Source organism: Corallococcus sp. 4LFB, assembly GCF_046520365.1.
Classification (GTDB): Bacteria; Myxococcota; Myxococcia; order Myxococcales; family Myxococcaceae; genus Corallococcus; species Corallococcus caeni.
Genome location: NZ_JBKGHJ010000081.1, coordinates 1 through 21,976, shown reverse-complemented (window position 1 = coordinate 21,976; position 21,976 = coordinate 1). Strand labels below are relative to the sequence as shown.

The following is a 21,976-nucleotide window of genomic DNA, read 5'->3' as shown; positions in this document are numbered from 1 at the left end:
GAACGCGCTGCCCACGGCGCCTGGGGAGCTGGGCGGGGCGGTGGCGGCCCAGGTGGTGGACGCGGGTCCGCCGCCCGAGCCCGAGGTGCCTTCGGTGGCGCTGAAGATTGAACTGTCCGCCGTGGAGGGCGTGCGGCCGGAGGTGTCCGTGCTGTCCGCCGCGGAGGCGCCGCTGTTCACGCTGCAGGGCAAGGAGGGCGAGCCGCTCGCCCTGCGCAACATCGGCGTGCGGGCCACGGACCGGGTGGTCTACGTGGTGGTGAAGGGCGGCTGGACGGGGACGGGCAAGGCGCAGCGGCGCACCTACAACGCGCAGGTGCCGTACACGCTGACGGTGTCCCAGGAGGAGGCGGGGGCGCACGCGGAGCTGGAGCCCAACGACGAGCTGCTCAAGGCCACGCCGCTGACGGGCGCGGGCTACCGCGAGGGCTTCCTGTCGCCGAAGTCGGACGTGGACCACTACGTGCTGACGGCGCGCGAGCCGGTGCTGGCGAAGGTGGAGCTGTCCGGCGTGGAGCGGCTGGACCTGACGCTGTCGATGGTGGAGCCGCCGCAGGGGGACGGGCAGAAGGAGACGGTGCTGCTCAGGGCCAACGACGGGGCGGTGAAGGAGCCGGAGCGGCTCAACAACGTCGCGTGCAGCGGCACCTGCTACTTCCGGGTGGAGGGGTCGTTCCGCAAGGTGAACGGCAAGTTCGTGAGGGACTTCGAGAACGCGGACCAGCCCTACCGCATCAGCGTGACGACGGTGCCGGACGATGGCAGCCAGGAGCGCGAGCCCAACAACACGTCCGAGCGCGCGCAGGACGTGACGTTGGGCAAGGCGGTGCGAGGCACGGTGTATCCGGCGAAGGACGTGGACTACTACCGGGTGGACCTGTCCGACCGGCCGGTGCGCACCGCCATCACCGCGACGCTGCTGGGCATCCTGAAGGTGGACGTGGGGCTGTACCTGCACCGGCTGCAGCCGGACGGGAAGCTGACCCTGGTGCAGACGTCCGACCGCGCCAAGGGCGACCGGCCGGAGACCATCCGCTACAGCGCCGAACCCGGCGTCTACGTCTTCGAGGTCCGCGACGCGAGGAACCGCGAGGCGAACTTTCAGGACTCCTACCAGCTCACCGTCGAGGAGGGCGAATAGCGGGAGGGCTCGTGATGAAGCGCATGTGGTGTTGGCGATGTCGGCAGGAGATGCCGATGCTGGACGAGGTGGAGTTCGATGAGATCTCGAACCTCTACCGCGCGGCGTTCCGTTCCACGGAGCCCACCATGGAGGCGCGCTTCGCTCCCGTCAGCCGGGCCTACGAGCGGCTGACGGGCTACGCCGGCTGCCATCCGAACGCGGTGATGCATCACCGCATCGCGCAGTACGGCCCGCCGTGCACGGCCTGTGGCAAACCGCTGCGCACACCCGAGGCCCGGCACTGCGCCGCCTGCGGCACTGTTCGCCAGACACCGGACGCTTCTTCCCGTTGACAAGGCAGGGCCCCACCCCTACTTTGGGCCCTGCTTCGCACGTCGCACGCGGTGGTAGCTCAGTTGGTAGAGCACGAGCTTCCCAAGCTCGGGGTCGAGGGTTCGAATCCCTTCCGCCGCTCTGAAGAGACAAGGCCGGTGGTTCCTTCCTGGAACCACCGGCCTTCTTCTTTCCAGCGCTCCCCCAGCGACGGGTTGACTGAACGGGCATTCAGCCACACCCTGGGAGGGTGAAGGCCCGTCCCGTCGACAATCCACCCAACCCCTGGGCGAGCACCGCGGTGGAGTACCTGGACGAGATTCCCCCCGCGCGGCTGGAGGTCTGGGAGGATCACAGCCGCTCCATCATCGCGCGCAACGACAGCCCCGACGTGTGCTTCTCCTGGAGCGTCAACCCGTACCGGGGCTGCCTCCACGCCTGCGCCTACTGCTACGCGCGCCCCACGCACCAGTACCTGGACTTCGGCGCGGGCACCGACTTCGAGACCCGCCTCGTCGTCAAACCCAACGCCCCGGACCTGCTGCGCGAGGCCTTCGACCGTCCGTCGTGGAAGGGCGAGACGGTCGTCTTCAGCGGCGTCACCGACTGCTACCAGCCGCTGGAGGCGTCGCTGCGGCTCACCCGCCAGTGCCTGGAGGTCTGCGCCGAGTACCGCAACCCCGTGGGCATCATCACCAAGGGCGTGCTGATTGAGCGCGACCTGGACGTGCTCCAGCGGCTGGCGGCCGAGACGCGGCTCTTCGTCAGCATCAGCCTCCCCTTCCACAACGAGGAGCTGGCGCGCGCCATGGAGCCGCTCGTCGCCACGCCCAAGCGGCGCCTGGCCACCCTCCGCAGGCTCACGGAGGCCGGCATCGACGTGGCCGTGTCCGTGGCCCCCATCATCCCCGGCCTCAACGACGAGGACATCGCGCGGGTGCTCGCGTCCGCGCGCGAGGCCGGCGCCACGCGCGCGCACTACACGCTCCTGCGGCTTCCCGGCCCCGTGCAGGCCGTGTTCGAGGAGCGCCTGCGCGCGAAGCTGCCCCTGCGAGCGGACCGGGTGCTGCACCGCATCCGCGAGACGCGCGGCGGGGAGCTCACCGACGGCCGCTTCAAGCACCGCATGCGCGGCGAAGGGCTCTACGCGCAGACCATCCACCAGCTCTTCGCGACGGCGGCGCGCAAGGTGGGCATGCGCGCCTCCTCCGTCACGGAGGCCGCGCCGGACACCTTCCGGCGCCCCGCGCGGCCCTCCAACTCCCCCCAGCTGTCGCTCTTCTAGCCAGCGACGCCGGAGGGCCCTATTTGCGGATGATCTGTAGCAGCGACAGCAGGATGACGGCACCCACCGTGGCCACCAGCAGCGAGTACAGGTTGAAGCCCGTCACGCCGCGGCCGCCGAAGAAGCTGAACACCCAGCCGCCCACCATCGCGCCGACGATGCCGGCGACGATGTTGGCGAACATCCCCATCCGGGCGTTGGTGCCCTTGATGATGCTGGCCAGCCAGCCCGCGATACCGCCCAACACCAGCCACGAGCAGATTCCCATGACGTCCTCCTCCAGGTAGGGCCGAAGGCCTACCAGACCTCACAGCGGTTCGCAGCCGGGGCCACCATCTTCGACCCCGCGGGGCAGGAGAAGGCCTGCTGGAACTGCGGCAGGTTCACGTCCGGCCCCATCACGCGCAGGAACGCCGGCGAGTGCGAATCCGTCAGCGCCCGCTGCCGCGCAGCCTCATTACGAATCTTCGAGCACCACGATTGCGCGTGCGCGAGGAAGAACTGCTGCCCCGGGGTGAACCGGTACGAGTTCGCCTTCGCCGCCTGGTCCGGGTGCTTCGCCAGGTAGGCCTCCATGGCCGCGTACGCCAGCTTGAGGCCGCCCAGGTCCGCGACGTTCTCCCCCAGGGTGAGCTTGCCGTTCACCTTCACGTCGTCCACGGCCGTGTACTGGTCATACTGGTTCTTCACGCACGACACGCGCTCGCGGAAGGCCTTGTCCGACGCCGGGGTCCACCACGTGCGCAGGTTGCCGTCCGCGTCGAACTGGCGGCCCTCGTCGTCGAAGCCGTGGGTGATTTCGTGGCCCACCACCATGCCCATGGCGCCGAAGTTCACCGCCGCGGACGCGTCCCGCCCGAAGAACGGCGGCTGGAGGATGCCCGCCGGGAAGACGATCTCGTTGGTGGCCGCGTTGTAGTAGGCGTTCACCGTGGGCGGCGACATGAACCACTCCTGCCGGTCCACCGGCTGGCCCACCTTGCGCAGCTGGCGCGCCTGCTCGAACGCTTCCGCCGCCAGCAGGTTGTCCAGGAACGAGTCGCGCGTCACCGTCAGCCCGTCGTAGTCGCGCCACTGGTCCGGGTAGCCAATCTTGTTGGTGATCTTCTTCACCTTCACCAGCGCCTGGGCCTTGGTCTCCGCGTCCATCCAGGACAGCGTGTCCAGGTTGCGCTCGAAGGACTGCTCAATCTGCTGGACCATGTCCAGCGTGGTGGCCTTGCCGTCCGCGCCGAAGGTGCGCGCGATGAAGGGCTTGGCCAGCGCGTGCGGCAGCGCGTCGTCGGTGGCCTCCACGCACTTCTTCCAGCGCGCCAGGTCCGCCTTCGCGCCGGTGAGCACCGTGGACTCGAAGCGGAAGAACTCGTCGCGCAGCGCCTTGGGCAGCGCGTTCTGCACCCGCTTCACCAGGTGGTAGGAGAGGTACGGCCCCATGTCGGAGGGCCGCTGCTGGCGCACCAGGGCGGACACCTCCGAGAAGAACTTCGGCTGCGTCACGTTGAGCGCTTCACCGGCGGGCAGCCCCACCTGCGCGAAGTACGTGTCCCACTGGAAGGCAGGGGCCAGCTTCTTCAGGCCCTGGCGCTCCAGCCGGTGGTAGACCTTCTCCGGCTCGCGCGTCTCCGCCTTGGGCAGCCGCGCGGCGGCCAGGCGCGTCTCGATGGCGACGATGCCCGTGGCCTTGCGGCTGGCGACGAAGGGCGCGTCCCCCAACAGCTCGAACACCTTCTGCACGTGCGCCTGGTAGGCGGCTCTCGCCTCGCGCATCTTCAGGTCCGGCTTGAGGTAGTAGTCGCGGTCCGGCAGGCCCAGCCCGCCCGCGTCCACCACGGCGATGACCTGCGTGGAGTCCTTCTGGTCCTGGTCCGACGTCACCCGGAACAGCGCGTTCACGTTGCGCGCGTGCAGCCACGCCACCGCCTTCGCCACGGCCTCCGGGCTCTTCAGGCCGTTGAGCTTCGCCAGGTACGTGCGCAGCGTGGGCAGCGACTGCTCCAGCTTCGCCTCGTCCATGCAGGCGCCGTAGTAGTCCCCCAGCTTCTTCTCTTCCGGGGTGCCCTCGCCCTGCCCCTCCGCGGCCTTCGCGAGGATGTCGCGCAGCACCGTCTGGTTGCGCTCGGCCACCGTCTCGAAGCCGCGGCTCCAGCGCGCGCGCTCGGCGGGGATCTCCGTGCTCTTCAGCCAGCCGCCGCACGCGTAGGCGTAGAAGTCCTCACAGGGGTTCGCGGACGGGTCCATCACCGCGGCGTCCAGGCCCGGGGGCATGGGGCGCTCGGCCATGGGCACGTTGGAGGCCTCCGGTGCGGGCGCGGGCGTGGACGGCGCGGCGGTGGTGGCCATGGGGGCCGGGGTGGAGGCCTGGGACGGCTCGGGGGTGGGCTCCGCCGTCTTGCAGGCGGCGCCAAGGACACAGGTGGCGGCGAACAGGGCCAGTCGCTTCACAGCGTTCTCCAGCACGGACAAGGGGTGAGGTGCGATTCGGCGCGCATCAACGCCGGATGCGACAGGGCATTCCAGCGTCAACTCACGAGCCTGTGACAGGGGCGCCCCGGGCTGTCCACCATTGAAGCAATGGCGTCCGCACGAAACGACGACGCCCCGGGGAGCGCCCCTCCGTGTGAAGAAGGGACACGCCCGGGGCGCGTGAGGGCTTACGGCGGAGGCGGCGCTTCAGTCCTCCTTGCCGAGCATCCCGTCCTTGAGGTCGTCGTCCACGGGGTCCTTGCCCAGCCACACGGAGAAGAGGGCGTCCGCGAAGTCCTTGCCCTCCACGTCAATGGACTTGCCGTCGCTGGTGCGCACGTTGGTGCCCTTGCCGGGGACGTAGGTGAGGATGAGCTCCTGGCCCTCCTTCACCTCCGCGGGGATGGCGTTCTTGAAGGTGTTCAACCGGTCCTGGAGCTTGGGCAGGTTCGCGCCGGCGTTCTTCTTGAAGCCGTTCTCGATGGCCTCGTTGATCTGGTCCTTCTTGAGGTCGCGCTTCATGAACATGCGCACGCGCTTGATCTCATCCGCGTTGAGCAGCGCGGCGGCGTCCTGCGTGGGGTTCTCCACGTAGAGGCCCACCGTGTAGACCTTGAAGATGGCCTTCTTGCGCAGCCCGACGCCGTTGAGCTTCAGCTCCTTGCCGTTGACGGTGGCGGTGTCGGGGTACTTCACGCCGGCGATGTCCTTGGCCATGACGGGCGCGGCGAGGGTCAGCGACAGCAGCACGGCGGTCAGCGTCTTCTTCATGGAAAACCCTCCGGGTGGTTTCTGCGCGATGTTGGACGCAAGCCTAGCCGTGCGTCTTCACGAAATGATCCATGAAGGACGTCAGCGTCATGACGTCCTGCGGCGAAACCGCGTTGTAGAGCGACACGCGGATGCCGCCCGCCGTGCGGTGGCCCTTGAGCCCCACCATCCGGGCCTTCTTCGCCTCCGCGACGAAGGCGGCATCCAGCTCCTCGGTGGGGAGGTGGAAGACGACGTTCATCACTGAACGGGACTCGCGCTCCACGGGGGCCCGGTAGAAGCCCGCGTTGCGGTCGATGGCGCCGTACAGCGCGTCCGCCTTCTCGCGGTTGCGCTGCTCCAGCGCGGGGAGGCCGCCCAGCCCCCTGGCCCACTGGAGCACGTTGCGCACCAGGTAGATGGCCAGCGTGGGGGGCGTGTTGTAGAGCGAGTTGTTCTCCGCGTGCGTCGCGTAGCGGAAGTACTTGGGGATGTCCTTGCGCCCCTTCGCGATGAAGTCCCTGGCGGCGATGATGAGCGTGACGCCGGAGGGGCCCAGGTTCTTCTGCGCGCCCGCGTAGATGAGCGCGAAGCGGCTCACGTCCGTGGGCTTCCAGAGGAAATCCGAGCTCATGTCCGCCACCAGCGGCACGCGGCCCACGTCCGGGAAGGTGTGCCATTGCGAGCCGAAGATGGTGTTGTTGCTCGTCAGGTGCACGTAGGCGGCCTGGGGGTCGAGCTGGAGCTCTCCCTGCCTGGGCACGCGCAGGTAGCGCTTGTCCGGCTGCACGGTGGTGGCCGCGACGCGCGGCGAGCCGAAGTACTTCGCCTCGTCGAAGGCCTTCTCGCTCCAGACCCCGGTCATCAGGTAGTCGGCGGAGGCGCCCTGGGTGAGGAAGTTCATGGGCACCTGCGCGAACTGCTGGGACGCGCCGCCGGTGAGGAACAGCACCTGGTGCGTGGCGGGGATGCCCAGCAGCTCCGTCAGGAGCGCGACGGCCTCGTCGTGGACGCCCTCGTAGTCCTTGCCCCGGTGGCTGTGCTCCATGACGGACATGCCCGTGCCATGGAAGTCGAGCAGCTCATCCCGGGCCTGCTCGAGGGCCGGCAGGGGCAGACCGGCGGGGCCGGCGTTGAAGTTGATGACGCGCATGGCGGGACCTCACGGTGGGAAACGACGTCCCCCATTCTTCCCCCCGACCGGCCCCTGGAGGCCAGCGCGAAGCGTCACGACCGCCCGCCTCCTGACGGAAGTCACTCCGCCGGGCGCAGCACCAGGCCGTCCCGCGCGAAGCGCACCACCTGCGCGTGAACGTCCGGGGCGGCCATGCCGGTGGCCTGGGCGACGGCCTCTTCGGACAGGCCCTCCACCGCCATCTTGAGCACCAGCAGCGCGGGCGGCGTGGCCTCCATGTAGAAGGTCACCAGCCGCTCCGGGTGGCGCCAGAGCAGCGCCAGCTCCTCCCCCTCCACGGGCGCGCCGTCCGCGCCCCGGGCCCGCACGAACGCGCAGAGCCGGTAGGGCTGCTCCAGCACCGCGAGGGTGGGGTTGGGCGTCAGCCGCTCCACCGGCTCCGGGAGGATTTCCTCGGAGGCGAACACCGCGAAGTCCGCCCACTCGAAGCGCGCCAGCGGGGGCAGGAACGGGGGCAGGCCCTTCGCGGCGGCGGCGTCCGCGACGAAGGGCGCGAAGCCCTCGCCCAGGCGGTTGAGCTCGTAGTGCCGCGCGGGGCGCGTGCGGGTGTAGCCCTCCACCAGCGCGTCCCACGCCTCCGGCGTCACCGCCTTGCGCGTCAGCGGGAAGAGCTTCTCCAGCGTGGAGCGCACGTGGCCGCGCACGAACTGGCCGTAGAGCGCCATGCGCTCCGGATCCACGTCCCAGCCGGGGTGCGACGCGGACAGCTTGAGCAGGCCCTCCGCGCCCGGCGGGCCCGCGAGGTACGCATCCATGCTGTCGAAGAAGTGGCGCAGCGACGGCTTCATCGCGCACCCTCCGCGAGCACGCCGCGCGCCAGGTCCGCCTCGTCCAGCACGGCGTCCAGGGACGGGATGGCCTGGTCCCATTCAATCAGCGTGGACACGGGGCCGGTGCGCTCCAGGGTGTAGCGGTACAGCGCCCACACGTCGTCGCAGACGCGGTCGCCGTGCGTGTCGATGAGGACCGTGTCGCCCACGTCGTGGCCGGCCAGGTGCACCTGCACCACGCGCTCCAGGGGCAGCGCGTCCACGAAGGCGCGCGGGTCGTAGCCGTGGTTCCTCGCGTTGACCCAGACGTTGTTCACGTCCAGCAGCAGGCCGCAGTCCGCGGCCTCCACCACCTGGCGCAGGAAGTCCGCCTCCTTCAGCGTGCCGCCCGGCATGGCGGCGTAGTAGCTGGGGTTCTCCAGGAGGAAGGGGCGCTCCACGCGAGCCATCACCTCGCGCACGCGCGGCACCACATGCTCCACCGCGGCCTCCGTGAACGGCAGCGGCAGCAGGTCGTGCAGGTGCACGCCGCCCAGGCGCGAGTAGCACAGGTGGTCGGAGAAGAACGGCGCGTCCAGGCGCTTCACCAGCGCGGCCAGCCGGGTGACGTAGTCGTCATCCAGCGCGTCCGGCCCGCCGATGTTGAGCCCCACCCCGTGCGGCAGCAGCGTCCAGCGCTCGCGGCACGCGTCCAGGGCGCGCTGGGAGCGGCCGCCCAGCGTGAGGAAGTTCTCCGGGATGATCTCCACCCAGTCCAGCGCGCGAGGCGTGCGCGGCAAGGCTTCGTAGAAGTCGCGGCGCAGCCCGATGCCCGCCCCCAGCGGCTTCAACCCATGGCGATCTGCGTAGCGGGGGGACGGCATGCGGCGCTCCTCCGGGGAACGGAACCGTGGCTGCGAGGGGTGGAAACAACACGGGCGGCAGGAAGAACCCTTCCCGCCGCCCGCGCGCCTGGGAGGAGACCTGCCACGCAGGCCCCTCCCGGGGGATGACTACTTCTTGCCGCTGCAGGAGCCGGAGCCGCAGGAGCCGGCGCCACAGCTGCCCTCGGCGCCCTTCTCCGGGGTCGCGGCGGGGGCGGCGGCGGGCTGGGTGCTGCAGCTGCCCTCGGCGCCCTTCGCCTCGGTCGCCTTCGCGTTGCTGCAGTTGGCCTCGGCGGCCTTCTCCGACGACGCGGAGTGCATGGTGCCCTCGGAGGCCTTGTTGGACGCACAGCCGGTGGCCAGCGCGCCGAGGGACAGGGTGCCGACGACCGCCGCGAGAGTCTTGACGTTCATGTGTTGCTTCCTTTCGTACCGCATGGGGTGTGACTACGGGGGAAAGACAGCTACGGCTTGAACTGCGTGGAGCCCCAGGCGTCGACGGTGACGTCGGCCCGCTCGCCCACCTTCAGCACCAGCGCCTCGGTGCGCTTGATGCCGTAGGCCTCCAGGGGAATCTGGAACTTCGCGCGCACGCGCAAGAGCTCGCCGGCGGCGCGGTTCTTCGTCTCGGCCGTCTCCTGGAGGTACGTGGCCGTCACCTCCACGGGCTCCTCGCGCGTGACGCCGTGAATCGTGAAGGTGCCCTTCGTCTTCAGCACCACGGGCTTCGCGTTGGCGAGCGGCGCGGGCAGGGCCACGTCCTTGAACTCGAAGACGATGTCCGGGAACTTCGCCGCGTCCAGCCAGCGGTCGTTCTGCAGGTGGCCGTCGCGCGTCTCGTTGCCCGTCTTGATGGAGCTGACCGGCACCTGGAACCGGCCGCTGGCCTTCTGCCCCTTCACCTCCACGCGGCCCGTCACCTTGTTGGACAGGCCGTTGATGACCTCCAGCGGCGCGTCCAGCACGAACATCACCGTGTCGCGGCTGTTCGGGTCATTGAAGACGAAGCGCTTGTCGGAGGGCGCCGGCTCGCCGGCGGACGCGGACAGCGACAGGACGGCGGCGAGCATCAGGGCGCTGCGGAACATGGCGGACCTCATCTACGGAAGCCGCGAACCTCGCGGATGCATGCGATACGCGACATCCGGAAGCCGGTTACAGCCCCTTCGCTTTTCCGGGTGTTCACTCCGCGTCATCCGGAGTCCGCCCGCCGTCCATTGCCTCACGCAACCCACTGTCCGGCGCAGCATGGAGCTTGACGCCCCCCGGGTCAATCCGGACGCCCAGCGTTTCCAGCAGGGGCCCCAGCTCCGAGAAGGCGGGCACCGGCAGGTGACGGGCGAGCAGCGCGGCGAAGAGGGGCTGGCCGGCGACCGTGTCCACGGCGGCGCCGAAGTCCTCGAGCGACGCGGTGGGCCCGCGCGTGGCGAGCAGCTCCAGCACGTCCTCCAGGCGGGCGCGGCCGTGCGTCACGCGCCGCAGCTCCACGTCCAGGTGGAGGGCGAAGAAGGCCCCGGACCAGTAGAGGCCCTGGAAGTCGTGCTCCCGCGCCACGACCTCTTCCATGGTGCGTGAGCCCGCGGCGGCCTGGCCGCGCGCGAAGCCCTTCGTCAGCTCCTGCCAGGCCTGCCGGGGCGTCTGGCGTCCGGAGCGCGCGCGGGCGAGCTCCGTGTAGTAGGTGGCCAGTCCCTCGGTGAGCCAGGCCACCCGGGGCAGCAGCGTCGGGTGCGTGAGGTGCAGCAGCTCGTGGATGGCGACCCAGTCCCTGGCGAAGGACGCGGCGGTGGCGTCCTGGCCCACGAGGATGGAGATGCTGGGCGGCGAGCTCCACTGGACCATGCCGAAGACCCCGGGCGTGTCCTCGCCGGGCACGGGCAGGATGCGCACGGTGACGCGCGGGTACGGGAAGCGCTTGCGCACGGTGACCACCTCGCGCCCGGCCTGTTCGAGCCACGCGCAGATTTCCGCGTCGGAGAGGTGCGTGAAGCGCCCAGCAGCGCGACCTCCAGCACGGAGGCGCCGACGTGCGCCTCGCAGCGCCTGCCGCCGAAGGCATGGAAGCCCGCGTCGATGAGGTCCTCGCCGCGCAGGTGGTAGACGCCGCTGGCGTCGGGCGTCCAGGGCAGGAGGGGCTCCGTTCCGGACACGGTGAGGTCCACGCGCAGGCCGGGCGGCACGCGGCTGGGGGTCAGCAGGTAGGCCTTGCCGGCCACGTGCCACGCGTCCCCTTCTCCCATGCCGCCGAACAGGTGCCGGCCGCCCTGCCGAGCCGAGGCGGCCAGCGGGTAGTGGTAGCGGAGGACACGCGTCCCCTCCGGCACCTGCAGCACTCCGTTCCGGGGGAAGAGCTCGAACCGGGTGCCGACCTCATCCACCGCGGTCAGGGACTCCACGCGCCCTGGCTGCCGGAAGAGGAACTCGCGAGGAAACTTCCGGGGCAGGAAGACCTCCACGTTCAGATGCGGCGTGGGATCATGCGTGTACGCGATGTCGTAGCGGAGGGGTTCCGTGTCCTCCCAGGGCGCCGCGAGAGGCACGGAGGCACATGCGCCCAGCGTGAGCGCCAGGCAGAGGAGCCCTGCGCGCGCCACCCGCGTCTTCATTGCGTCCACCTTGCCCCCACGGTTCGTCATCCGCGCGGAAGGACTCCACGGCGAACCCCGCGCCGTCCAGTCCGGAGTGTCGACGCACGCGGACGAGCGCTCAGTGGGGCTTCTTCCGCGCGGAGCGGGCCCGGGGAGCGCGGGGTGCCGCCGCCCCTCCTCCACCGGAGCCCCCGCGAGCAGCAGCGCGCGCGCCGCGTCCAATATCTCCCCCGCCAGCGGCTGGGACGCGGTGGCCCGCGCGAGCGTCATCGCGCCGAAGCACAGCGCCACCGTCGCCAGCATCTGCTGCCGGGCGTCGCGCCTCGCGCGCGGGAGCTGCGCCTGGGCCTCGCCCACCAGCTCCTCCAGCCCCTGTCCGAACGCGGCCTGCACCTCCGGCGTCGCGCGCGTCAGGTCCGACAGGAGCGACGGCATCATGCAGGCCGTATCCCCCGTGGCCCGGTTGTACTGGTCCAGGTAGCGCCGCGCGAAGCGCTCCACGAACTCCGGGCCTCGCGACGTCCGCAGCCCCGACAGCCAGCGCGCCCTGTTCGCCGTCATGAAGGCGCGCAGCGACTCCGCGAGCAGCGCCTCCTTGGAGGCGAAGTGGGCGTAGAAGCCGCCCACCGTCAGGCCCGCGGCCCGCATCACCCGCTCCACGCTCGCACCGCTGAAGCCCTCCGCGCGGAACAGCTTCTCCGCCGCCGCGAGGATGCGCGCGTGCGTGGCCTGCTTGTGCTCAGCGGTGTAGCGCATGGCGCCTACTCCTTGCCGCCCGCGCCCGGCGGCCGGAACACCATGCACGTCGTGGTGCCGTGCGCGTAGAGGGTCCCCTTCTCGTCCACCAGCCGCCCCTGCGCCGTGGCCACGCGGCCGCCCAGGTGGATGACCTCTCCCCTGCACGACAGCGGCCCCGTGTCGTGCGCGATGCCCTTCACGTAGTTCACGTGCAGCTCCAGCGTCGTGTAGCCCGCGCCCACCGGCAGCAGCGTGTGGATGGCGCACCCCATCGCGGAGTCCATCAGCGTCGCGGCCAGGCCGCCGTGCACCATGCCGATGGGGTTGTAGTGGTGCTCGCCCGGCTTCACCGCGAACACCACCCGGCCCTCCTCCAGCTCCACCAGGGAGAAGCCCATCAGCTCCGCGATGGGCGGCGCCGGCAGCTCCCCGCGCTGGATGGCGCGCAGGTACTCCAGGCCCGACAGCGTCTTCGCCGCGGAGGCGCCCTCGCGGGGGTCCCTCCACGTCACCGTCCGCGTGCGCGGGTTCAAGGGCTGTTCGCTCATCAGGGCCTCCTCGGGCTTGAACTCATGGAAGGATGGTCATAATACCATCCCGTTCAATGAACGGGGTCAAGGAGTTCGCGATGGGACAGCGGCGCGTCGTCGTGACGGGAATGGGGCTCATCAGCCCGTGTGGCATCGGCGTGGAGCCAAGCTGGGACGCGCTGGTGAACGGCAGGAGCGGCGTGGGGCCCATCACCCTGTTCGACGCGAGCGCGCTGGACTGCCGCTTCGCCGGCGAGGTGAAGGGCTTCAACCCGGAGGCCTACATCGAGCGGCGCGAGGTGCGGCGCATGGACCGCTTCGCGCAGTTCGCGGTGGCCGCGTCGGACATGGCCATCGAGGACGCGGGGCTGGTCATCACGCCGGAGAACGCGGACCGCGTGGCGGTCATCGTCGGCTCCGGCATCGGCGGCATCAGCAGCCTGGAGGAGACCCACCGCAAGGCGCTGGAGAAGGGGCCGGACCGCATCAGCTCCTTCTTCATCCTCCAGATGATCATCAACATGGCGCCCGGCTACATCTCCATGCGCCACGGCATCAAGGGCCCGTCCTGGTCCACCAACTCCGCGTGCTCCACCAGCGCGCACGCCATCGGCGAAGCGCTGCGCGGCCTCCAGCGCGGCGAGTTCGACGTGGCGGTGGCGGGCGGCGCGGAGGCCCCCATCTCCATGCTGGGCGTGGGCGGCTTCGCCGCGATGAAGGCCCTGTCCACCCGCAACGACGCGCCCCATGCGGCGAGCCGCCCGTTCGACAAGGACCGCGACGGCTTCGTGCTCGCCGAAGGCGCGGGCGTCCTCGTCCTGGAGGATTACGAGCACGCGCGCGCCCGGGGGGCCCGCATCCTCGCGGAGCTCACGGGCTATGGCGCCAGCTCCGACGCCTACCACGTCACCTCACCCGCGCCCGCCCACGAGGGCGCCCAGCGCGCGATGCGGGCCGCGCTCAAGGACGCGCGCCTGGCCCCCGCGGACATCGGCTACCTCAACGCCCACGGCACCTCCACGGACATCGGCGACCTCCTGGAGATGGAGGGCATCGCCCACGTGTTCGGTGACGCGGCGAAGACGCTCGCCATCTCCTCGACCAAGTCGATGACGGGCCACATGAACGGCGCGGCCGGCGCCGCCGAGGCCGTCATCAGCATCCTCGCCCTCACCCGCGGCGTGCTGCCCCCCACCATCAACCTGGAGCACCAGGACCCGCGCATCCCACTGGACTGCGTGCCCAACACCGCCCGCGAGACGCGCGTGGACGCCGTCATGAGCAACTCCTTCGGCTTCGGCGGCACCAACGTCGCCCTCGTCTTCCAGCGGGCCCCGGAGACGCGCTGAGCCTTTGTAAAAAATGTGGCGCCCGTTTACTGACTTTTCTCCGACCCTGTCGCGCCGCGTCAGTCAAGGGTTGACAACGCGGTGTCCGGGCGCCGCCGCCGCACACCGGGGCCACCTGAAAGCGCCGTGATTACATGGGATTACGTCCCGCTACGGCCAGGGTGGGGGCAGTCAACCCTTCGCGCGTCGCTTGCGGGACAGCGCTGCGGCGAACCGAAAACGTTGATTGCAAATCGGTAAATCGGTTTGCAGAGTGGATCCAGAGACCCGGTGCTGGAGCACGCCTTGTGACGCGACCCGCCGGGGGTTGGAGCCATGAACAACGACAACGCGCTGAACGCGAACGTGGGGCTGAAGCTTCGAGGCCTGCGCTTGCAACGCAACATCAAGCAGGCGGACGCCGCCAAGGACCTGGGCGTTTCGCCCGCGTACCTGAACCTCATCGAGAAGGGCAAGCGCGTGATGCCCTTCCCCCTGCTGTGGAAGGCGCTGCGCTACTTCGAGCAGGACCCCGAGCAGTTCATGTCCACGCTGGGCGAGGGCCGCGTGGACGAGGCCCTGGCGAAGCTGCTCGACGAACCGCTGCTCAAGAGCCTGGACATCGACTCGGAGTCGCTCCAGTCGCTGTCCGCGGAGCCGAAGCTGGCCGGCACCGTCGCCGCGCTGTTCAACCTCTACAAGAACACGCGCACGCAGCTGGAGAACGTGCTCGCGCAGCTCAACGTGGAGGAGCGCACGCGCACCCAGGGCTCCACCTCCGGGATGGGCAACACGCCGGGCGTCCGCTTCGACTACTCGCCCTTCGACGAGGTCAGCGACTTCCTGGAGAAGCACCGCAACTACTTCCCGGAGCTGGAGGAGCAGGCGGAGGGGCTGCGGCGCGACTTCCGCCTGGAGCAGCAGCTCACCAGCAGCCAGCTCATCCGCATGCTGGAGGAGCGCTTCGACTTCAAGGTGCACATCGAGCGCGCGGCCAGCGGCTCCTCCGTGGTGCGCCGGCTGGACCTGGACGCGCGCACGCTGACGCTGTCGCCGGACCTCACGGAGCAGCCGCTGAAGTTCCAGGTGGCCGCGTCCATTGGCCTCATGGTGATGGACCGCGAGAAGCTGGTGGAGCGCATCCTGGGCGCCGGGCGCATGCGGCACGGGGAGACGGAGCGCCTCATCAAGGTCAACCTGGCGAACTACTTCGCCGGCGCGCTGATGCTGCCCTACGGCGAGTTCTTCAAGGAGGTGCAGCGCACGCGCTACGACGTGGAGCTGCTCTCCAACGTCTTCGGCACCACCTACGAGACGGTGGCCCACCGCATCTGCAACCTGTCCGACCCCAAGCGCCAGGGCCTGCCCTTCCACTTCCTGCGCGCGGACATCGCCGGGAACATCTCCAAGCGCTACAGCGGCACCGGCATCCGCTTCGCCTCCGGCGGCGGCTCCTGCGCGAAGTGGGCGGTGCACCTGGCGTTCCTCAACCCGTCCCAGATTACCCGGCAGTACTCCATCATGCCGGACGGCACGACGTACTTCTGCTTCGCGAAGGTGCAGCTGCAGCCCATTGAAGGCTCCATCGTGAAGGGCACGGCGTACTCCATTGGCCTGGGCACGCACGCGGAGAACGCGAAGTACCTGGCGTACGGCCTGCCCACCAACGACCTGCGCAAGGACGCCATCCCCAGCGGCATCTCCTGCCGCTTCTGCGAGCGCACGGACTGCAACCAGCGCGCGGCGGCCAGCTACCGCTTCGCGTTCGCCTTCGACGAGTACACGAAGAAGGACTGCTTCTTCTCCCCGCTGCTGGTCCACGAGAAGGAGAAGGCCGAGCGCAACGGGCACCCCGAGCCCGATGGCAACGGCGCTGAAGGGGGCGAGAAGCACGATTCGCTGGACAGGGGCGCCCGCCGCCGCAAGGTTCACGAGAACTGACATGCACCCGTCCGACAACGAACGCGCCCACATCACCGACGCCATCCAGAAGCAGCAAAACGCGCTCGCCCCGCTGCGCATCACCGGCTCCCCCGCGGAGGTGGGCCAGGGGCTGGTCGCGCTGGCGGAGCTGTACGGGATGCTGGAGGACCACGCGGCCAGCCGCGAGCACTACGAGGAGGCCTACGGCTTCTTCAAGACCGCGGGCAACAAGCCCGGCCAGGCGCAGGCCCTCTTCGGCCTGGGCGTGGTGAAGGCCCACTTCGAGGACCACAAGGGCGCCATCGAGCACATGGCCACCGCCGCCCTGCTCTTCAACGAGGCCCGCGACCGCGAGGGCGAGGCGCTCACCCGCGCCTGCATCGGCGAGTCCCTGCGCGCCATGGGCGAGGCCGACGGCGCCGAGGAGAAGTACCAGGAGGCGCTCATTCTCTACCGCCAGACGCGCAACACGGAGCGCATGGCGCGGCTGCTGCTGGACATCGGCGACCTGCGCATGGCCAAGGGCGAGTACGAGCCCGCCCGCAAGCGCTTCCTGGAGGCCGTGCCGCTGCTGGAGCAGGGCGAGGACGCGGACGCGCTCGCGCTGGGGCACCTGCTGCTGGGCGAGGCGGAGGGGCTGCTGGGCCACCACGACAACGCGCGGCCGCACCTCTTGCGCGCGGTGGACGTGTACGGGGAGCTGCACGACCACGTCTACGAGGCCCGCGCGCGCTGGGACCTGGGGCTGTCCTGCTACTACCTCCAGGACTACGCCGCGGCCCGCGAGCAGTTCGAGGCGGTGCTGCCCATGTACGAGGACCTCCGGCAGCACGACGAGGTGGCGAAGGTGAAGAACGTGCTCGCGCACTTCACCGCGCGCGGCGTGTAGCCCCGCGCGCGGCCTTCTCCGCGTCCGGCTTCGCGTCAGGCCTGGAAGCCCGCGCCCACCGCCAGCGCGAGCAACCCGATGACGCCCGCGGCGATGGCGGCGTAGCGCCACTCGCCGCGCAGGCCCAAGAGCGTGCCCGCCATCGCCAGCCGCGCCACCGGCGTCACCAGCAGCATGGACGCCGCGCCCTTGCGCAGCAGGTCGATGGCCACGTGCACGGACTCGTCGCGTGGCAGCAGCTCCAGCGCGAGCGACGTGACGAACATGGCGCCGCTGGTGATGGCTCCGGTGCGCAGCACGCGGGCGATCCACCGCTCCCCGGCGGCGAGCCTCCTGGCCCCCCGGCGCTCGCGTGGGAGCGCCTCCGGCTGGGTGGTGGGTTCCTGCTGGAGCTCCTGGGGGAACTCCGCGTCCAGCGCCACCGACGTCGCCCGCCCGTTGCGACGTGGAGGTCCTACGTCCGGCATCATCACCGACGGGTGGACACCGGGTAGTTCAGGCTCTGCTTCACTCATTTCCATACGCTCGGCCACAACCCCTCCCCTCCCTTCCACAACATCTGTCCGGCCACGATGAACAGGACGGCCGCGAAGAGCTTCTTGAGCACCGCGGTCGGCGTCTTCAGCATCAGCTTGCTGCCCACGGAGGCGCCGGCCAGCACCCCTACGACCAACGGCGCCACGAGCCCCAGATTCAATTGGCCGCGCCAGGCGTAGGCCGCGACGCTCGCCGCGCCGGTGACGCCCACCATCAGGTTGCTGGTGGCGCTGGCGACCTTGAAGGGCACGCGCATGCCGTAGGTCATCAGCGGCACCTTCAGCGGGCCGCCGCCCACGCCCAGCAGCGCGGACAGGCCGCCCGCCACGAAGGAGCCGGAGATGCCCAGCGGGTAGTTGCCCGGGGCGTAGTTGGCCGCGGTCGCCGGCTCCTGGCGCGGGCTGCGCAGGAGCATCATCTGGAGCGACACGAAGAGCGTGAAGAGGCCGAACACCACGGCCACCATCGCCTCCGCGACGAAGGCGGCGACGAGCCCCCCGGCGATGGCGCCCAGCACCGTGGCGAGCTCCAGCGTGAGCCCCAGCCGCAGGTCACTCAGCTTGTTCTCCACGTAGCTGGCGGCGGCGGCGCAGGAGTTGGCCACCACGCACATCAGGCTCGCGGGGACGGCCTGCTCCAGCGGGATTCCGAATCCCAACACCAGCGCGGGCACCAGGACGATGCCGCCCCCGATGCCCAGGAGCGCCCCCAGACCACCCGCCAACACACCCGCCGCCATGAGGAGGAAGACCGTCATTCCCTATCGAGGATAGGAGGCACTCCCCGCTTCGGATAGCGCCGCGCCCCCCGGGGCAACCTGCTCGATCGGTTGGATGCCCTGCACGCGAACACGGCACCGGGACGCGGGCCGTGTGGATCCGTTCACTACGCGGCGGTGGCGCCCAGCGTGCCCTCTGGAAACTCCTCCATGAAGCGCGCGCGCGTGCGCGGCGTGTAGGTGCCGCGCGCCATGTAGCCGTGCAGCTTCTTGATCAGCCCGCGCGTCACCTCCAGCGCGGCGTCCAATTCCACCGCGAAGTCGAAGTGATCATTGCGGTACAGCTCCTGGAAGGAGAGCTGCGAGTACGCCGGGAGCGCCCTCATGCGGCCGAGCGGGCTGGAGAGGAAGAGGCCGGAGACGTAGAGGCCGCGCACCCACCCGTCCAGCTCCGCCTTGGTGGGGGCCTGTCCCACGCGGTCCTGCGACGCCAGCCGGACCAGCTCGTAGATGCCCCGGCCGATGCCGCGCACCGGGATGCCGGAGCTCTTCACCACCTGGAACTTCTCGCGGATGCGGGCGGTGCCCACGCCGTCCGTGCCGTCCTGTTCGCGCAGGAAGAAGAGCGTCTGGGCCCACTCCACCTGACGCCGTGCGTCCCAGGCCCGCTCCCCCTTGCGGCGGTGGCGCAGCACCAGCCCGTCCACCAGCGGGTGGAGGCGCCGGTCCAGGCTCAGGTGGGTGAAGTAGCCGGCCAGGATGGCCAGGCCCGCCTCGGTGCCCACCAGGGCCCCGGAGGCCACGAGCTCCGCCATCTTCAGGCCCAGGCCCACCGGGGCGCGCCTCGTGGTACAGCCGCGCGAAGGGGGGCCAGCCGGTCTCCGGCTGCATCAGCACGCCCAGGCCCCCGCGCACGCCCCCGCACAGGGGCAGGTCCGGCAGCGCCGCGCCGAAGCGCGCGTAGGGCAGGTCCTCGGCCAGCGCTCGCACCCAGTCGGCGGGGAGCCCGTCCGGATGGGCCGCCAACCGTTCGATGGCCGTCAGATGCAGCAACAGGGTGGGCATTGGGAGTGCACAGCTATCCAGCGCGCCGGGCCATTGCAATGCCCGAGTGGCAACCAGCGCTTTGCGAGCAACACGGCACGCGTCTACAGTCGCGCCCCTCGGATCACCCCCTTCCTCTCCAGGAGTCCAAGTCGCCATGCAATTCAGTCTCGTCTCCGGTGAAGCCGCGCCGGTGAGCGGTGAGCTGCTCGTCATCCCCCTCTTCGAGGGCGAGCTGGGTGATTCCGCCCCCGCGCCGCTGACGGCCGCGGACTCGGCCCTGGAGGGCAGGCTGCGCGCCGCCGCCACCCAGGAGGGCTTCAAGGCCAGGCCGGACCAGTCCTTCCTGATGCACACCCTGGGGAAGCTGGGCTCCGACCGCGTCCTCCTGCTGGGCCTGGGCAACCGCGCGCGCTTCCAGCCGGAGGTGCTGCGGCTGGCCGCGGGCCGCGCGGCGAAGGCGGCGCAGCGGCTGAAGGCCACCGCCGTCGGATTCCGCGTGCCCGCCACGGACGACGCGGCGATGGCCGTGCGCGCGGTGGTGGAGGGCCTGGAGCTGGGCGTCTACCGCTTCGACAAGTACAAGTCCGCCGCGCGCGAGGACAAGGGCGGCCCCAAGCTCACCCGCGCCACGCTGTCCCTGCCGCAGGGCACGGAGCGGTCGCGCGCGCTGGACGACGCGCTGCACCTGGGCCTGAAGCTGGCGGAGGCCGTCAACTGGGCGCGCGACCTGGTCAACGAGCCCCCCAACGTGGTGACGCCCATCAAGCTGGCGCAGGCCGCGCAGCAGGCCGCCAAGGAGGGTGGGCTCACCGCGGAGATTGGCGGGCGCAAGGAGATTGAGCGCCTGAACATGGGCATGTTCCTGGGCGTCACCGCCGGCAGCGTGCAGGAGCCCCGGCTCATCCACCTGGTCTACACGCCGAAGAACGCGAAGGACGCGAAGCGCGCCCCGCTGGCGCTGGTGGGCAAGGCCATCACGTTCGACTCGGGCGGCCTGTCGCTCAAGCCCACCGAGGGCATGGTGGAGATGAAGACGGACATGGCCGGCTCCGCCGCGGTGCTGGCCGCGATGAAGGTCATCGGCTCCGTGGTGAAGCCGCCCTTCCCCGTGCACGCCTTCATCGGCGCGTGCGAGAACATGCCCTCCGGCACGGCGTACAAGCCGGGTGACATCCTCACGGCGCGCTCCGGCAAGACGGTGGAGATCACCAACACGGACGCGGAAGGCCGCCTGGTGCTGGGCGACATGCTCACCTGGGCCTGCGAGCACGAGCCGTCCGCCATCATCGACCTGGCGACGCTCACGGGCGCGTGCATGGTGGCGCTGGGCAACTACATCGTGGGCGCCTTCGGCGACGACGACGACACGGTGAACAGCGTGCTCACCGCCGCGCGCGCCGCGGGCGAGGAGATGTGGCGCCTGCCGGTCAGCGACCTGCAGAAGGACGCGCTGCGCTCCGAGGTCGCGGACATGAAGAACTCCGGCGAGCGCTGGGGCGGCGCCATCAACGCGGCCCTCTTCCTCAAGGAGTTCGTGGGCAACACGCCCTGGGTGCACCTGGATATCGCCGGTCCGTCCAACAGCCCCAAGGAGCGCGGCTACCTCAACAAGGGCGGCACGGGCGTCGGCGCGCGCACGCTGGTGGAGCTGGTGCGGCGCCGGGCCACGGAGCTGGCCTCGCAGCCGGAGCCCGCGAAGGCGCCCAAGGCCGCCAAGGCCCCGAAGGCCGCCAGGGCAAGCCGGCCCGCGCGTAGTCCCCCCCGGAGTCTCCGAGCCTCCGAGCCTCGGGGCCTCAGGGCCCACGCGTGAGCCGCGTGGGCCTTTACGGAGTCCGGGGCGTGGCGCGCACCGCCACGCTCGGCTCCGGGAGCGGACGGACGCCCGCCATCAGGGCGTCCACGCTCTCCGTGATGTCGGCGGAGGCCTCCGTGGGCCAGGTGGCCAGCATCATCAGCACGCGGCCGGAGTTGCCCTCGCGCACGGCCACCTTGCCGCGCACGCCCTCCCCCACCTGGAAGTCGAAGCCCACGGCGCTGTCCGACAGCGCGATGGGCCGCGGATCCGTGGTGGTGAAGCCCGGCTGCTGGCGCAGCCCCAGCGTCAGCCGCTCCGCGAACTGGACGGGGGTGGCCACGCCGGGCGCCACCTGCAGCACCACCTGGGCCCCCGTCACGCGGTGGCGCAGGATGACGGGAATCGCCAGCCCCTCCGGGGTGCGCTCGTTCGTCTCGTCCAGCTGCCACTCCGCCGTGGGCCGGACGATTTCGAAGCCCAGGTCCTCGTCCACGTAGCGCCGCGTGGTGGACGCGATGGCGGACTCTTCCGAAGCCCTGCCCGAGCCGCCCGTGCCGGGCTCCGCCTTCGTCACGGCCGTCCGGGACGCGCCACACGCCGTGCTCAGCAGCAGCACTCCCCACCCCAACATCCGCATCGCGCCCATGTCGCTCGTCCCCCGCCAGCCACCAGCCGTGGCGAGGAACGTGGCCACCCGCCCCGGGGCCCGCCAGGGGCACATGGGGGCGGTGTACGCTGTCCGACGGAGGAAACCTCCCGCCTGGGGCCCGGGCTACGTCAGGCCGCCCTGGAGGGTCCGGTAGGTGTTGGCCAGCCGCTCCGCCACGTCCGCCGGCAGCACGTTGCGCGCGGAGAACAGCGCGTAGGACACGAACGCGTCCAGCGCCTCCAGCGCCATGGCCCGCCCCACCGCCTCCCCGCCGCTGGTGGACACGTTGGCGCGCAGCCGGGCCACGTCCACGCGCCCGTCCGGCCCCAGCGTGACGCCCTGGTAGGCGTCCTCCAGCCCCGGGGGCGGCGACTCCACGAAGCCGCGCAGCAGGTCCACGTCGCGGCCCGCCTCGCGCAGCGCGCGGTGCACCAGCGACAGCAGGAGGTTGTAGC

21 protein-coding genes, 1 tRNA gene and 2 pseudogenes are annotated in these 21,976 nt (G+C 70.6%); 8 read left to right on the top strand and 16 right to left on the bottom strand.

Features of this window, described 5'->3' with window-relative positions; all coding sequences use genetic code 11:
• From ACLEQD_RS11815 to ACLEQD_RS11800, 4 genes and pseudogenes are all read left to right on the top strand, one after another.
• Positions 1-1,141, top strand: a pseudogene (locus ACLEQD_RS11815) (ABC transporter substrate-binding protein); the annotation flags it as partial.
• A 56-nt stretch (positions 1,142-1,197) separates the two neighbouring features.
• Positions 1,198-1,476, top strand: a complete 279-nt coding sequence (locus ACLEQD_RS11810) for a hypothetical protein (protein WP_410383607.1) — start codon at positions 1,198-1,200, stop codon at positions 1,474-1,476.
• A 48-nt stretch (positions 1,477-1,524) separates the two neighbouring features.
• Positions 1,525-1,597 (top strand) — tRNA-Gly (locus ACLEQD_RS11805).
• A gap of 109 nt (positions 1,598-1,706) precedes the next feature.
• On the top strand, positions 1,707-2,741 hold the full coding sequence (locus ACLEQD_RS11800; RefSeq protein ID WP_410383605.1) for a PA0069 family radical SAM protein: 1,035 nt from the start codon (positions 1,707-1,709) through the stop codon (positions 2,739-2,741).
• Positions 2,742-2,760: 19 nt separating this feature from the next.
• Here the strand turns inward: ACLEQD_RS11800 and ACLEQD_RS11795 are convergent, their stop codons facing one another.
• From ACLEQD_RS11795 to ACLEQD_RS11745, 11 genes are all read right to left on the bottom strand, one after another.
• A complete protein-coding gene (locus ACLEQD_RS11795; RefSeq protein WP_410383603.1) occupies positions 2,761-3,009 on the bottom strand; it encodes a GlsB/YeaQ/YmgE family stress response membrane protein in 249 nt (82 codons plus the stop codon).
• A 29-nt stretch (positions 3,010-3,038) separates the two neighbouring features.
• A complete protein-coding gene (locus ACLEQD_RS11790; RefSeq protein ID WP_410383602.1) occupies positions 3,039-5,183 on the bottom strand; it encodes a M13 family metallopeptidase in 2,145 nt (714 codons plus the stop codon).
• Between the two features lie 228 nt (positions 5,184-5,411).
• Positions 5,412-5,975 (bottom strand): chalcone isomerase family protein, encoded by a 564-nt coding sequence (locus ACLEQD_RS11785; RefSeq protein ID WP_410383601.1) that lies wholly within the window; start codon positions 5,973-5,975, stop codon positions 5,412-5,414.
• A 43-nt stretch (positions 5,976-6,018) separates the two neighbouring features.
• Positions 6,019-7,107 (bottom strand): 3-phosphoserine/phosphohydroxythreonine transaminase, encoded by a 1,089-nt coding sequence (gene serC, locus ACLEQD_RS11780; protein ID WP_410383600.1) that lies wholly within the window; start codon positions 7,105-7,107, stop codon positions 6,019-6,021.
• A 101-nt stretch (positions 7,108-7,208) separates the two neighbouring features.
• Entirely contained in the window at positions 7,209-7,937 is a 729-nt protein-coding gene (locus ACLEQD_RS11775) for a DUF2063 domain-containing protein (protein ID WP_410383599.1), read from the bottom strand.
• The gene (locus ACLEQD_RS11770; RefSeq protein WP_410383598.1) at positions 7,934-8,782 is read right to left on the bottom strand and encodes a DUF692 domain-containing protein; all 849 of its coding nucleotides are present in this window, start codon (positions 8,780-8,782) and stop codon (positions 7,934-7,936) included. The genes ACLEQD_RS11775 and ACLEQD_RS11770 overlap by 4 nt, the downstream gene beginning before the upstream one ends.
• Positions 8,783-8,911: 129 nt before the next feature.
• The gene (locus ACLEQD_RS11765; RefSeq protein ID WP_410383597.1) at positions 8,912-9,196 is read right to left on the bottom strand and encodes a hypothetical protein; all 285 of its coding nucleotides are present in this window, start codon (positions 9,194-9,196) and stop codon (positions 8,912-8,914) included.
• Between the two features lie 50 nt (positions 9,197-9,246).
• A complete protein-coding gene (locus tag ACLEQD_RS11760) occupies positions 9,247-9,870 on the bottom strand; it encodes a YceI family protein (RefSeq protein WP_410383596.1) in 624 nt (207 codons plus the stop codon).
• A gap of 94 nt (positions 9,871-9,964) precedes the next feature.
• Positions 9,965-10,489: a hypothetical protein gene (locus ACLEQD_RS11755; protein WP_410383595.1), complete on the bottom strand. Its 525-nt coding sequence runs from the start codon at positions 10,487-10,489 to the stop codon at positions 9,965-9,967.
• Entirely contained in the window at positions 10,393-12,123 is a 1,731-nt protein-coding gene (locus ACLEQD_RS11750; protein WP_410383594.1) for a TetR family transcriptional regulator, read from the bottom strand. The genes ACLEQD_RS11755 and ACLEQD_RS11750 overlap by 97 nt, the downstream gene beginning before the upstream one ends.
• Before the next feature lie 5 nt (positions 12,124-12,128).
• Entirely contained in the window at positions 12,129-12,653 is a 525-nt protein-coding gene (locus tag ACLEQD_RS11745; RefSeq protein ID WP_410383593.1) for a PaaI family thioesterase, read from the bottom strand.
• Positions 12,654-12,733: 80 nt separating this feature from the next.
• Between ACLEQD_RS11745 and fabF the strand changes: the two genes are divergently transcribed.
• The 3 genes from fabF to ACLEQD_RS11730 all read left to right on the top strand — a co-directional run bounded on the left by fabF (position 12,734) and on the right by ACLEQD_RS11730 (position 16,775).
• Entirely contained in the window at positions 12,734-13,984 is a 1,251-nt protein-coding gene (fabF, locus tag ACLEQD_RS11740) for a beta-ketoacyl-ACP synthase II (RefSeq protein ID WP_410383592.1), read from the top strand.
• A gap of 315 nt (positions 13,985-14,299) precedes the next feature.
• Positions 14,300-15,904: a helix-turn-helix domain-containing protein gene (locus ACLEQD_RS11735; RefSeq protein ID WP_410383591.1), complete on the top strand. Its 1,605-nt coding sequence runs from the start codon at positions 14,300-14,302 to the stop codon at positions 15,902-15,904.
• A 1-nt stretch (position 15,905) separates the two neighbouring features.
• Positions 15,906-16,775, top strand: coding sequence for a tetratricopeptide repeat protein (locus tag ACLEQD_RS11730; RefSeq protein WP_410383590.1), 870 nt, complete (start codon positions 15,906-15,908; stop codon positions 16,773-16,775).
• Between the two features lie 35 nt (positions 16,776-16,810).
• On the opposite strand, the gene ACLEQD_RS11725 is transcribed toward ACLEQD_RS11730, so the two are convergent.
• From ACLEQD_RS11725 to ACLEQD_RS11715, 3 genes are all read right to left on the bottom strand, one after another.
• Entirely contained in the window at positions 16,811-17,290 is a 480-nt protein-coding gene (locus tag ACLEQD_RS11725; protein ID WP_410383589.1) for a hypothetical protein, read from the bottom strand.
• The gene (locus tag ACLEQD_RS11720) at positions 17,287-18,069 is read right to left on the bottom strand and encodes a sulfite exporter TauE/SafE family protein (protein ID WP_410383588.1); all 783 of its coding nucleotides are present in this window, start codon (positions 18,067-18,069) and stop codon (positions 17,287-17,289) included. The genes ACLEQD_RS11725 and ACLEQD_RS11720 overlap by 4 nt, the downstream gene beginning before the upstream one ends.
• 128 nt (positions 18,070-18,197) lie before the next feature.
• Positions 18,198-18,863, bottom strand: a complete 666-nt coding sequence (locus tag ACLEQD_RS11715; RefSeq protein ID WP_410383587.1) for a hypothetical protein — start codon at positions 18,861-18,863, stop codon at positions 18,198-18,200.
• A gap of 368 nt (positions 18,864-19,231) precedes the next feature.
• Between ACLEQD_RS11715 and ACLEQD_RS11710 the strand changes: the two genes are divergently transcribed.
• A complete protein-coding gene (locus ACLEQD_RS11710) occupies positions 19,232-20,887 on the top strand; it encodes a leucyl aminopeptidase (protein ID WP_410383586.1) in 1,656 nt (551 codons plus the stop codon).
• Positions 20,888-20,900: 13 nt separating this feature from the next.
• Here the strand turns inward: ACLEQD_RS11710 and ACLEQD_RS11705 are convergent, their stop codons facing one another.
• Together ACLEQD_RS11705 and ACLEQD_RS11700 are read right to left on the bottom strand one after the other, a co-directional pair.
• On the bottom strand, positions 20,901-21,518 hold the full coding sequence (locus tag ACLEQD_RS11705) for a hypothetical protein (RefSeq protein WP_410383609.1): 618 nt from the start codon (positions 21,516-21,518) through the stop codon (positions 20,901-20,903).
• Positions 21,519-21,644: 126 nt separating this feature from the next.
• A pseudogene (locus tag ACLEQD_RS11700) lies at positions 21,645-21,976 on the bottom strand (hypothetical protein); the annotation flags it as partial.

Bases quoted from the DNA above. Each gene is read 5' to 3' on its own strand.
- ACLEQD_RS11810 (WP_410383607.1), top strand. From the start codon at position 1,198: ATGCTGGACGAGGTGGAGTTCGATGAGATCTCGAACCTCTACCGCGCG.
- ACLEQD_RS11795 (WP_410383603.1), bottom strand. From the start codon at position 3,009: ATGGGAATCTGCTCGTGGCTGGTGTTGGGCGGTATCGCGGGCTGGCTG.
- ACLEQD_RS11785 (WP_410383601.1), bottom strand. From the start codon at position 5,975: ATGAAGAAGACGCTGACCGCCGTGCTGCTGTCGCTGACCCTCGCCGCG.
- serC (WP_410383600.1), bottom strand. From the start codon at position 7,107: ATGCGCGTCATCAACTTCAACGCCGGCCCCGCCGGTCTGCCCCTGCCG.
- ACLEQD_RS11775 (WP_410383599.1), bottom strand. From the start codon at position 7,937: ATGAAGCCGTCGCTGCGCCACTTCTTCGACAGCATGGATGCGTACCTC.
- ACLEQD_RS11770 (WP_410383598.1), bottom strand. From the start codon at position 8,782: ATGCCGTCCCCCCGCTACGCAGATCGCCATGGGTTGAAGCCGCTGGGG.
- ACLEQD_RS11765 (WP_410383597.1), bottom strand. From the start codon at position 9,196: ATGAACGTCAAGACTCTCGCGGCGGTCGTCGGCACCCTGTCCCTCGGC.
- ACLEQD_RS11760 (WP_410383596.1), bottom strand. From the start codon at position 9,870: ATGTTCCGCAGCGCCCTGATGCTCGCCGCCGTCCTGTCGCTGTCCGCG.
- ACLEQD_RS11750 (WP_410383594.1), bottom strand. From the start codon at position 12,123: ATGCGCTACACCGCTGAGCACAAGCAGGCCACGCACGCGCGCATCCTC.
- ACLEQD_RS11745 (WP_410383593.1), bottom strand. From the start codon at position 12,653: ATGAGCGAACAGCCCTTGAACCCGCGCACGCGGACGGTGACGTGGAGG.
- fabF (WP_410383592.1), top strand. From the start codon at position 12,734: ATGGGACAGCGGCGCGTCGTCGTGACGGGAATGGGGCTCATCAGCCCG.
- ACLEQD_RS11735 (WP_410383591.1), top strand. From the start codon at position 14,300: ATGAACAACGACAACGCGCTGAACGCGAACGTGGGGCTGAAGCTTCGA.
- ACLEQD_RS11730 (WP_410383590.1), top strand. From the start codon at position 15,906: ATGCACCCGTCCGACAACGAACGCGCCCACATCACCGACGCCATCCAG.
- ACLEQD_RS11725 (WP_410383589.1), bottom strand. From the start codon at position 17,290: ATGAGTGAAGCAGAGCCTGAACTACCCGGTGTCCACCCGTCGGTGATG.
- ACLEQD_RS11720 (WP_410383588.1), bottom strand. From the start codon at position 18,069: ATGACGGTCTTCCTCCTCATGGCGGCGGGTGTGTTGGCGGGTGGTCTG.
- ACLEQD_RS11710 (WP_410383586.1), top strand. From the start codon at position 19,232: ATGCAATTCAGTCTCGTCTCCGGTGAAGCCGCGCCGGTGAGCGGTGAG.
- ACLEQD_RS11705 (WP_410383609.1), bottom strand. From the start codon at position 21,518: ATGGGCGCGATGCGGATGTTGGGGTGGGGAGTGCTGCTGCTGAGCACG.